Here is a 10,910-nt window from a genome sequence, read left to right as displayed (position 1 = left end):
GGTGTCCTGGTGTGCGCCATGAAGGGTTGACGCAATGACGCCGAACTCCGCCGCCCCCTCAACTCCCAGCCGGAGAAGCTTCCTCGCCTCCACGGCGGTCGCCACGGCCGCCGTGGCGGGGGGCATGCCCCTGCTGTCCGCCTGCGGCGGCTCACAGGAAGGCCGCAAGGAGGGCACGACCTCGGGCAAGGAGGCGCGCATGCTCCTGCCGACGTTCGTCGCCTCGAATGTCGTGGCCCCCGACATCCCGGCGAAGAACGGCTCGGCGGCGGGTTTCACCAAGGCGATCCCCGCCGCGGAACTGAAGACCTCGGTCCCGAAGAAGCTGGGCAGCGGCGGCAGGCTGAAGGTCATGTCGCCGTTCTGGGGGACCCCGCCCAAGGGCGACAACCCGTACTACAGGGCCATGAACGAGGCCATCGGCGTCGAGGTCGCCTGGCAGAACCAGGACGGCGTCACCTACGACCAGAAGCTCGGCGCGGTCCTCGCCTCCAGCGACATCCCCGACGTGGTGGTCGTGCCCGCATGGAACCTGATGGGCAAGATACCCAGCGCCATCAACGCCAAGTTCGCCGACCTCGGTCCCTACCTCTCCGGCGACAAGGTCAAGGAGTACACGAACCTCGCCGCCGTCCCCACTGAGGCATGGCAGCGCGCCATCTTCGGCGGCCAGCTCCGCGCGATCCCGATGCCCGGCTCGTACGTCACGAACATCGCGCCCCTCTACCGCCGGGACCTCTTCGAGAAGAAGGGGTACGAGCCGCCGAAGAGCCCCGACGAGTTCCTGTCCTGGGCGAAGGAGGCCACCGACGCCAAGTCGAAGCTGTGGGCCTGTGACGACATGAAGTGGTCGGCGTTCCAGATCTACGGCGTCTTCCCCGGCGGCGACAAGGAACTGTGGTGGAACATGGTCGACGGGAAGCTGGTCAACCGCGTCGAGACCGATGAGTACCTGGAAGCCCTGGAGTGGACGCGCAAGCTCTACGCGGCCGGCGTGGTCCACCCCGACTCCCTCAACATCAAGGCCGGCGGCACCGCGGGCAACCGCTTCACCGCCGGGGAGGTGCTGGTCTACAACCAGAACATCTCCGACTGGTGGGGCAAGACGGCCGAACAGCGCACCCAGAACCCCGACTTCGACATGGCCGCCTTCGACTACTTCGGCGCCGACGGCGGTGACCCCACGCTGTGGGCCGGCCAGCCGGCCAGCATCTTCACCTTCATCAGCAAGAAGGCGACCAAGCAGCAGATCAAGGACTTCCTCGCCGTCTGCAACTACTGCGCCGCCCCCTACGGCACCAAGGAGTTCATGCTCACCGCCTACGGCGTCGAGGGCACGGACTACGAGATGAAGAAGGGCCTGCCGGTCAAGACCACCCAGGGCGTCAACGAGGTCAACGGCGCCTACGACTACACCGGGAACCCCGCCCCGTACATCGCGTACCCCGACCTGCCCGAGATCGCCAGGGGCATGGTCGAGTGGCAGCAGCGTATGGGTGCCTTCACCAAGAAGACCTCCTTCTTCGGGCTGACCATCACCGAGCCCAACCGCTGGGCCAACCTCGCCGACAACTTCGAGCAGCTGGAGGACGACTGCGTCCGCGGCCGCAAGAAGATCAGCGACGTCCAGCAGGCGGTGGCCGACTGGAAGAGCAAGGGCGGCGACAAGCTGCGCGACTGGTACAAGAAGCTGCTCGACGAGACCGGCTCGGCGAGCTGACCCGGGGCCCCGGAGGCAAGGAGAAGGCCGTGTCCCACAGCACGGTGCCCCGGCCCAGGGCCGAGGCGAAGACCCCCGAGCAGCCCCTGGCCGCGTCGGACGACGCAGCCGGGTCAGGGCCCCGGGGTGAGAAACGCGCCGGAAAGCTGAGCTTCCGGTTCAGATTCCGGCGGGACCGCACGCTCATCCTGATGACGCTGCCCGCGGTCCTGCTGCTCCTGGTCTTCAACTACATACCGATCCTCGGCAATGTGGTGGCCTTCCAGGACTACGACCCCTACCTCAGCGACAACGGCTTCGTCGCCATGCTGGAGAGCCCCTGGGTCGGACTGGAGCAGTTCGAGCGGATCTTCGCGGACTCGGCATTCTGGGACGCGGTGCGGAACACGTTCGTGCTGTTCTTCCTCCAGATGGTGCTGTTCTTCCCGGTCCCGATCCTGCTCGCGCTGCTCATCAACAGCGTGGTCAGGCCGCGCGTCCGGGCGGTCGCCCAGGCGGTGATGTACCTGCCGCACTTCTTCTCCTGGGTCCTCGTCGTCACCGTGTTCATGCAGATCTTCGGCGGCGCCGGCATCATCGCGCAGACCCTGCGCCAACACGGCGTCGACGGCTTCGACCTGATGACCAACCCGGAGACCTTCAAGTACCTGGTCACGGTCGAGATGATCTGGAAGGACGCCGGCTGGGGCATCATCGTCTTCCTCGCCGCGCTCTCCTCCGTCTCCCACGACCTCTACGAGGCCGCCGCCATGGACGGGGCGGGCCGCTGGCGGCGCATGTGGCACATCACCCTGCCCGCCCTGCGCCCGGTGATCGCCCTGCTCCTGGTGCTCCGCGTCGGTGACGCCCTCACCGTCGGCTTCGAGCAACTCCTGCTGCAACGCTCGGCCGTGGGAGTCGACGCCTCCGAGGTCCTCGACACCTACGTCTGGTGGAACGGCATCCGCAACCAGGACTTCAGCTACGCCGCCGCCGCGGGACTCATCAAGGGCGTCGTCGGCGTCGCCCTGGTCCTGACCGCCAACAAGGTCGCCCATCTCATGGGCGAGCAGGGGGTGTACAAGAAATGAGCGCACTCGCCGAGAAGGAGGCCGAGGAGGCCGGCACGGCCGGGGCGGACGACCGGCGGCCGGCCGTGAGGAAGCCGAGCCGCTGGGCCGCCCCACCCCGCCCGGTGTGGGAGGAGGAACCCGCCAAGGCCGGGCTCGCGGGCAAGGGAATCGCCCTGGGCTTCGCCTGCTTCGCGATCCTCTTCCCCCTGTGGATCGTCATCGTCACCAGCCTCCAGACGAAGAAGACCATCGACGAGGCGGGCGGCCTGGTCGTCATCCCCAAGAGCATCACCTTCGTCGCCTACCAGGAACTCCTCGGCGGCGGCCAGGTCCAGCGGGCCGCGCTGGTCAGCGTCGGCGTCACCGTCGTCGGCACCCTGTTCAGCATGACCGTCTCGGTCCTGTGCGCCTACGGCCTCTCCCGCACGGGCTCCCTGGGCCACCGCTGGATCCTGATGACCCTGCTCGCGACGATGTTCTTCGGCGCGGGCCTGATCCCGACCTACCTCCTGGTCCAGGCCCTCGGCCTCACCGACAGCTATCTCGCGCTGATCCTCCCGAGCGCGGTCAGCGTCTTCAACATCCTGGTCCTGCGCTCGTTCTTCATGGGCATCTCACCGGAGCTCATCGACAGCGCCCGGATCGACGGCGCCGGAGACTGGCGCATCCTCTGGAAGATCGTGATGCCGCTGTCGAGGGCGGTCCTCGCGGTCATCGCCCTCTTCTACGCGGTGGGCTACTGGAGCGCCTGGTTCAACGCCTCCATCTACCTCACCGACCAGGACATGATGCCGCTGCAGAACGTCATGATCCAGCTCGTACAGAAACAGGAACGCCCCGTCGGCCTCTCGGCCCAGATCAACACGGGCCAACTCTCCCCGCTCGCCGTCCAGATGGCCGTCATGGTGATGGCCCTCCTTCCGGTCGCCATTCTGTCGCCCTTCGTTCAGAAGCACTTCAAGAAGGGCATGCTCACCGGGGCGATCAAGGGCTGACCCAGCCGCCCCCCTCGACCCCCGCCGTGTTCGGCCGTGCCTGTCACCCGGCCGAGCACGGCGGGTCCAGCCGCCGCGCGCCCTCCGGCCGACGGCCACTCTCCTGCTGCCCGCGCCAGAGCGCCTGCGTCAGCAGGGCCCGGCCCCGCCGAAGGGCGCAGCCCTTCAAGGGGGCGGGGAACCGCGCGACCGGCCACACACGCCCCGCAGTCGCCACCCCACCCCGGCACCCCGAGCTCTCACCCGCCGAACCACGTATCCCCGACGCCCCCTGCCCCCGACGCACCCCCCACCCCCTCTTCCCACCCCTCCCGAGGCTCTCGCCCCGCACCCACCGAGGTATGTCATGCGCACGCCCCACCCGAGCCGCCGCACCATACTCACCGCGACCACAGCGGCAGCAGCCCTCACCGCCCTCCCCGCACTCACCACCCCGGCCCACGCCACCGGGGCCCACAACGGCTCCACCGCCGGAGGCTACCGCTGGCGCAACGCCGTGATCGGAGGCACCGGCTTCATCACCGGCGTCCTCTTCCACCCCTCCGTACCCGGCCTCGCCTACGCCCGCACGGACATCGGCGGCGCCTACCGCTGGGACGACCGCAAGGCCCGCTGGACCCCGCTGACCGACCACCTCGGCTGGGACGACTGGAACCTCCTCGGTGTGGAGGCGATCGCCGTCGACCCGGCCCACCCGAACCGCGTCCACCTCGCCCTCGGCACGTACACCCAGCCCTGGGCCGGTACCGGCGCGATCCTCACCTCCGACGACCGCGGCGCCACCTGGACCCGTACCGACCTCACCGTCAAGCTCGGCGCCAACGAGGACGGCCGGGGCACGGGCGAGCGCCTGCTCGTCGACCCCCGGGACAGCGACACCCTGTGGCTGGGCACACGGCACGACGGCCTCCTCAGGTCCACGGACCGGGGCGCCACCTGGTCGAGGGCCACCGGGTTCCCGGCCACGCCGAGCGCCACCGGGCAGGGCGTCACCCTGCTCGTCGCCGCCGGCCGCACCCTCTACGCCGGCTGGGGCGACGGGGACGGCACCTCCGCCACCGCCAACCTGTACCGCACGAGCGACGGCACGACCTGGGAGGCCGTCCCCGGACAGCCGGCCGGTGCCGCCGCCAAGGTCCCGATCCGCGCCGCGTACGACCGGCACACGCGCGAGCTGTACGTGACCTACGGCAACGGGCCGGGCCCCAACGGCCAGACGGACGGCAGCGTGCACAAGCTCCGGACCACCAGCGGCACATGGACCGAGGTGACCCCGGTGAAGCCGGGCGGCAAGAGCTCCGACGGCTCCGCCGACACCTTCGGCTACGGCGGCGTCGCCGTGGACGCCCGCCGGCCCGGCACCGTCGTCGTCTCCACCAACAACCGCTGGGCGGAGATCGACACGGTGTTCCGCTCCACGAACGGCGGCCGCACCTGGACCTCCCTCAAGGACTCCGCGGTCTTCGACGTGTCCGAGACGCCCTACCTCAAGTGGGGCGCGGACAAGCCCAAGTTCGGCTGGTGGATCCAGGCGCTGGCGCTCGACCCGTTCGACTCCCGGCACATCGTGTACGGCACCGGCGCGACCCTCTACGGCACCCGCGACCTCAGGCACTGGGCGCCGCAGATCCGGGGGCTGGAGGAGACGGCCGTGCGCCAGCTGATCTCGCCCCCCGCGGGCCGGGCCCACCTGATCAGCGGGCTCGGGGACATCGGCACGATGTACCACGAAAGCCTCACGGCGTCCCCGTCGCGCGGGATGGCGACGAACCCCGTGTTCGGGTCGAACACGGGCCTCGCGCTGGCCGCGGGGAAGCCGTCGTACGTGGTCCGCACCGGCTTCGGCGACCACGGCAACGGCGCGTCCTCGCACGACGGCGGGCGGACCTGGGCCCCCTTCGGGAGCCAGCCCGCCGTCGCCAAGGACGCGCCGGGGCCGATCGCCGTCAACACCGACGGCAGTGTGCTGCTGTGGTCCTTCGTCCACTGGGACGGCACGACGTACGCGGCCCACCGTTCCGCCGACGGCGGCGCGACCTGGACCGAGGTGCCCTCCTTCCCGAAGGGCGCCACCCCGGTCGCCGACCCCGCGGACGCGACCCGCTTCTACGCGTACGACACCGGCAGCGGAACGCTGTACGCCAGCACCGACGGCGGCCGCACCTTCACGGCCGGCGCGACCGGCCTGCCCTCGGGGGACAGCCAGTACAAGCTGGCCGCCGCCCCGGGACGCACCGGCGACCTGTGGCTGAGCACCAAGACGAACGGCCTGTACCGGTCCACCGACGGCGGTGCCTCCTTCACGAAGGTCGACAGCTGCCGCGCCTCGCACGTCCTCGGCTTCGGCAAGGCCGCACCGGGCGCCCGCTACCCGGCGGTCTACCAGGTCGGGGCCGTCGAGGACGTCACCGGGATCCTCCGCTCCGACGACGGCGCGAGGACGTGGACCCGCCTCAACGACGACGCCCACCAGTGGGGCTGGACCGGCGAGGCCATCGCCGGCGACCCGAGGGTGTACGGCCGCGTCTACGTCGGCACGAACGGCCGCGGCATCCAGTACGGGGAACCGGCCCGATGACCCCGACCGACGACACGGCGGCCTGCCGGACCGCCGGTCGCGTCGGCCTCTGACTTCATCCGGCGTCGCATCGCTCCACCTGCTCCCCCTGCTCCACCCGCTCGCCGGAGAAGACCACGCCCTCCCCACAGGGGCGTGGTGATCCTCCCCGCTTTTCCCCCCACCCATGGAAGGAAAGCCATGGCACTACGCACCCGCACCCTGAGCAGGATCGGCAAGGCCCTGCTCGCGCCCGCACTCGCGCTCGGCGCCACCGTCGGTCTCGCCGCCGCCCCCGCCTCCGCCGCCGTCTGGAACAGCTGTGACCAGTGGGGCAACACCAGCCTGGGCGGCTACACGCTCTACAACAACATCTGGGGCGGCGGCGCCGGCAGCCAGTGCATCTGGGCCAACTCCGGCACCGACTGGGGTGTCTGGGCCAACCACCCCAACACCGGCGGCATCAAGTCGTACCCCAACTCCAAGAAGGTGATCAACAAGACGATCACCTCGCTGGGTTCGCTCAACAGCAACTACAACGTCACGGTCCCGTCCTCGGGCGCGTACAACACCTCGTACGACGTCTGGGACACGGACTACGACTACGAGATCATGCTCTGGGTCAACTACAACGGCGCGGTCGGCGCGCTCGGCGACTACCAGGGCAACGTCACACTCGGCGGCCACAACTGGAACGTCTACAAGGGCCGGGTGTACCGGAGCAACGGTACGTACTGGGAGGTCTTCTCCTTCCTGCGGACCGCCGACTCCACCTCCGGTTCCGTCCAGATCCTGCCCGTCCTGAAGTGGATCAAGGACACCAAGCGCTGGATGGGCAACGAGACCATCGGTGACGTGCAGTTCGGCTTCGAGATCACCTCGTCGTCCGGTGGCCTGAACTTCCAGACCAACAACCTGACCGTCAGCAGCAGCTGACCCACCCGCCCGAGCCGGCGCCGCCCCCACGCACACGGCCCCGGCTCGGGCGCCTGCCCGCCCTGCCCGCGACGGCCTCCTCGTCGGCCTCCGGCCGGCGGCCGATCACCAGGTCTCGGCGCGCGGGCGGGTCAGGCGGATCAACACGGCGGCCGGTGTCCGCGGCAGCGAGACCCGCAGAGTGTGCTCGTCCCTGTCCCAGAGCGTCGAGCCACCGTTTCCCGCCGACGGGTGCACAATCTCCGGACGCACGTCGCGGCCCGCCAAGTGAGCGATGGGAAGGGACAGTTCAGCCTCCCCGCCCCGCCGCCACACCGACAGGTACGACGGCCCGTCCGGCACCCTCAGGCCCAGGGCCAGCCACGCGTCCGTCCACCCCGGCAGACCGAGCGGCCAGAAGGGCACGGCCCGCGCCAGGTCCCCGCGGATCGACTTGTACGTGTCCACCGCGTCCCGCACGAGCCCGAGTTGCTGCTCCGACATACGGTTCAGGTGGCCGGAGAGGTGGACGCGGCCGAGGAGCGCGCCGCCGAGGGTGAACCGGATCAGGTCGTCGTCGTACTCAGGCTGCGGGTAGGCCCAGACGGCGCCCTGCTCGGGCGGGACCGCCGTCGGCGCGGCGGCGGCGATCGCGGGGAAGCGCAGGGGGTCCTGCTGGTCGCTGGTCGACTGGAGCTGGGCGACGGCCAGGGTGGCACCGTCCATGCGCATGCCCCCGGAGGCGCAGTTCTCGACGACGAGCCCGGGGTGGCGGTCCAGGACGCCGGACAGCCACTCCAGGTAGGCGTGGGCGTGGCCGAGGAGCCCGGCGCCGGGGGAGGGGTCGCCGGGGGCGCACGTGCCGGGGTCGACGACGATGTTGTAGTCCAGCTTCAGATAGCCCACGCCCCAGTCGCCGGCGATCCGGTCCACCGTCCTGTCGAGGTGGGCGCGGGCGGCGGGGTGGCGCAGGTCGAGCTGGTGGCGACCCTGCTCGGTGATCCGTACGCCGTCCCGCTGGAAGAAGGCGTCCGGGGGGAGGGCCGAGGCGATCGGGCTGTGCACGCCGACGACCTCCGGCTCCAGCCACAGCCCCGGCACCATGCCGCGCTGCCTGATCCGCTCCAGCACGGCCTCGATGCCGCCGCCGGGGAAGCGGCGCGTCGACGGCTGCCACGCCCCCACGCTGTCCCACCAGCCGCCGTCCACGGTGTCGTCGTACCAGCCGGAGTCGATGCAGAAGTACTCCGCGCCCGCGCGGGCCGCCGCGTCGATCAGGGGGAGCAGCTTCTCGGTGGTCGGGTCGCCCATCAGCGTGTTCATGTAGTCGTTGAAGACGACGGGCAGCGAGACATGGTCCGGATGCGGCCGCCGCACGGCCCGCCGGTACGAGGTCAGGGCGGCCAAGGCGTCGTCGAGCGCCGAGCCCCGCCCCAGAGACGACACAGAGCCCTCCGTAGCGCCTTCCCCCGGGCGCAGCTCTGCCGTGCCCGGTCGAAGCGCTGCCGTGCCGTGCCGCAGCTCCGCCGCCCCCTCCGCCGAGCCGGCCCCCGCCCCGGCCTCACCCCCCGCCGGCCCCGACGACCCCACCGCCAGCGCCGCCCACACCGTCGTGAACTCCTCCGCCGGTGCCAGCCGCACCCGCCACTGGTGCTCGGCGTCCCTGGGTCCGTTCACCGCGAGGTAGGTGCCGTGCGCGCGTTCCCCCAGGTCCCAGCGCCAGCCCGCCGGTGACTCCACCTGCCACACCCAGGCCCGGCCGCCGCCCCGCTCCGTCAGCGCCCCCATCGGCAGATGGCCGTCGGTGGGCCAGCTGCCGCGCCCGGTGAGGGTGAGCGCCGCCCGGCTGTCGTGCTGGTGGGCGTCCACGCTGATGTCGGCGACGGTGTCGCGCAGCTGCTCGGCGTACCAACGGCACTCGGCGAGCCAGTCGTTGCGGGCCCGGTGCACATCCAGGACGTCGGGGGTGGGCAGCCCGCCGAGGAGGAGGCTGCTGACGGACTGGACGACGAGGGGCTCCGTGCCGTCGTTGCGCAGCCGCACCCGGGAGCGGAGCACCGGCGTCCCGATCGGCGAGGCCAGCTCGACGAAGGCGGTCAACCGCGTCACCGGGTCGCGCAGTTCGACGGTCAGCCGTGCCCAGCCGGAGCTGCTGAGGTCCCGGTGCCCCCGGTATGCGAGCCGCGACCCGAGGGCCGTCCCGGTGAACCGGGGCCCGGACCACCCGCTCCCGTGCCCGACCGCCGTCAACTCCACGAGGGGGAGGGCCACCTCCGGATCGACGGCGCTCCCCGCGGGGCCCAGCCGGACCAGACGCACGGTGCCGTCCGCCGCCGGGGCGAACTCCGCGTACAACGCAGGGTGCCCCCAACGGAACGGGCCCGGTGGAGAGTTGAAGCCGTCCGCCGTCCGGCTCGTCGTACCGGTCAAGTCGCTGCCCCTCGTCACGTTCCCTTGACGACCCCAGTGTGACCGGTCACAATCCTGGCATGGATGTGACCGGTCACACAAGGCGCTCCGCGAGCATCCGGGACGTCGCGACCGCCGCCGGGGTCTCGTACCAGACCGTCTCCCGGGTGATCAACGGCCACCCCAGCGTCAGGGCGACCACACGGGACCGGGTGCTGGCGGCCATCGACGAGCTGGGCTTCCGCCGCAACGCGACCGCCCTGGCCCTGGCCAGCGGCCGCAGCCGGGCGGTGACCGTACTGACCGCGAACACCACCCACTACGGCTACGCCTCGATCCTCCAGGGCGTCGAGGAGGCGGCCCGCGCGGCCTCGTACGCGGTCGGGATCGGTGTGCTGGAGTCGGCGGAGGAGGCGGCCGTCGCCGCCGAGGTGCGGCGGGCGGCGGACGCGGGCGGCGGGCTGATCGTGATCGCCTACGACCCGGCCGGTGTCGGCGCCCTGGCCGCCGTGCCCGCCGAACTGCCCGTCGTCGGTGTCGTCGAGACCCCGGCCACCCCGCCCGGCGACGACCGCCCCTGGGTGTGGACCGACGACCGCGAGGCCGCCTACGCGATGACCCGCCATCTGCTCTCCCTCGGCCACGAGACCGTGCACTACGTCGCCATCCCGTCCAGCACCCGCCGCACCAGCGCCCGCACCACCGGCTGGCGGCAGGCGCTCAAGGAGGCGGGGGCGCCCGAACCGCGCCCGGTGCAGGGGAACTGGGGCCCGGCGGGCGGTCACCGGGCCGGCCGGAGGCTGGCGGAGGACCCGTCGGTCACGGCGATCCTCTGCGGCAACGACGACCTGGCGCTCGGCGTGCTCCGCGCCCTGCACGAGAACGGCCGTTCCGTCCCCGGCGACGTCAGCGTGGCCGGTTTCGACGACGCCCCGCACTCCGCTTATCTGACCCCGTCCCTGACGACCGTGCGCCTGGACTTCACCGGTCTCGGCCGGGCCGCGTTCGCCCTGCTGCACGGCGTGCTGGAGAAGTCGGCCCCGATCGCCCCGCACCGGGTCTCCGTACCGGAGCTGGTCGTCCGGGAGAGCTCGGGGCCGCCTCCCGCCCGCGCCTGACCGTCCCGTAGTTCCTCTCTGCCCTGAACCATCCCTTCACGGAAGGCACGTTCATGCACAGAAGGAAAGGCCATGTCCGGAATCACCAGTGGAGCCGTCACCTGACCGGAGGTCCGACCGCGTGATCACCCCCACCCGTACGGG

At 71.3% G+C, this 10,910-nt stretch carries 7 protein-coding genes; 6 read left to right on the top strand and 1 reads right to left on the bottom strand.

Translation table 11 applies throughout. The features are described 5' to 3' along the window. The first annotated feature begins 34 nt into the window (after positions 1-34). The 5 genes from ACZ4Z2_RS24135 to ACZ4Z2_RS24115 all read left to right on the top strand — a co-directional run bounded on the left by ACZ4Z2_RS24135 (position 35) and on the right by ACZ4Z2_RS24115 (position 7,260). Entirely contained in the window at positions 35-1,720 is a 1,686-nt protein-coding gene (locus ACZ4Z2_RS24135; protein ID WP_468078727.1) for an extracellular solute-binding protein, read from the top strand. Between the two features lie 29 nt (positions 1,721-1,749). Beyond that, the gene (locus ACZ4Z2_RS24130) at positions 1,750-2,790 is read left to right on the top strand and encodes an ABC transporter permease (RefSeq protein WP_468078726.1); all 1,041 of its coding nucleotides are present in this window, start codon (positions 1,750-1,752) and stop codon (positions 2,788-2,790) included. Further along, on the top strand, positions 2,787-3,767 hold the full coding sequence (locus ACZ4Z2_RS24125) for a carbohydrate ABC transporter permease (protein WP_468078725.1): 981 nt from the start codon (positions 2,787-2,789) through the stop codon (positions 3,765-3,767). The genes ACZ4Z2_RS24130 and ACZ4Z2_RS24125 overlap by 4 nt, the downstream gene beginning before the upstream one ends. A gap of 346 nt (positions 3,768-4,113) precedes the next feature. Beyond that, complete coding sequence (locus ACZ4Z2_RS24120; protein ID WP_468078724.1) at positions 4,114-6,345, top strand: 1,4-beta-glucanase; 2,232 nt, start codon at positions 4,114-4,116, stop codon at positions 6,343-6,345. Positions 6,346-6,525: 180 nt separating this feature from the next. Beyond that, a complete protein-coding gene (locus tag ACZ4Z2_RS24115; protein ID WP_468078723.1) occupies positions 6,526-7,260 on the top strand; it encodes a glycoside hydrolase family 12 protein in 735 nt (244 codons plus the stop codon). Positions 7,261-7,365: 105 nt separating this feature from the next. On the opposite strand, the gene ACZ4Z2_RS24110 is transcribed toward ACZ4Z2_RS24115, so the two are convergent. After that, positions 7,366-9,669, bottom strand: coding sequence for a glycoside hydrolase family 36 protein (locus tag ACZ4Z2_RS24110; protein WP_468078722.1), 2,304 nt, complete (start codon positions 9,667-9,669; stop codon positions 7,366-7,368). A 59-nt stretch (positions 9,670-9,728) separates the two neighbouring features. Here ACZ4Z2_RS24110 and ACZ4Z2_RS24105 point away from each other — a divergent pair, with 59 nt between their 5' ends. Beyond that, on the top strand, positions 9,729-10,766 hold the full coding sequence (locus ACZ4Z2_RS24105; protein ID WP_468078721.1) for a LacI family DNA-binding transcriptional regulator: 1,038 nt from the start codon (positions 9,729-9,731) through the stop codon (positions 10,764-10,766). The last annotated feature ends 144 nt before the right edge of the window (positions 10,767-10,910 follow it).

This window comes from Streptomyces sp. NPDC030183, assembly GCF_055573455.1.
The sequence above is the reverse complement of the archived record's forward strand: the minus strand, read 5'-3'. Positions and strand labels throughout refer to the sequence as shown.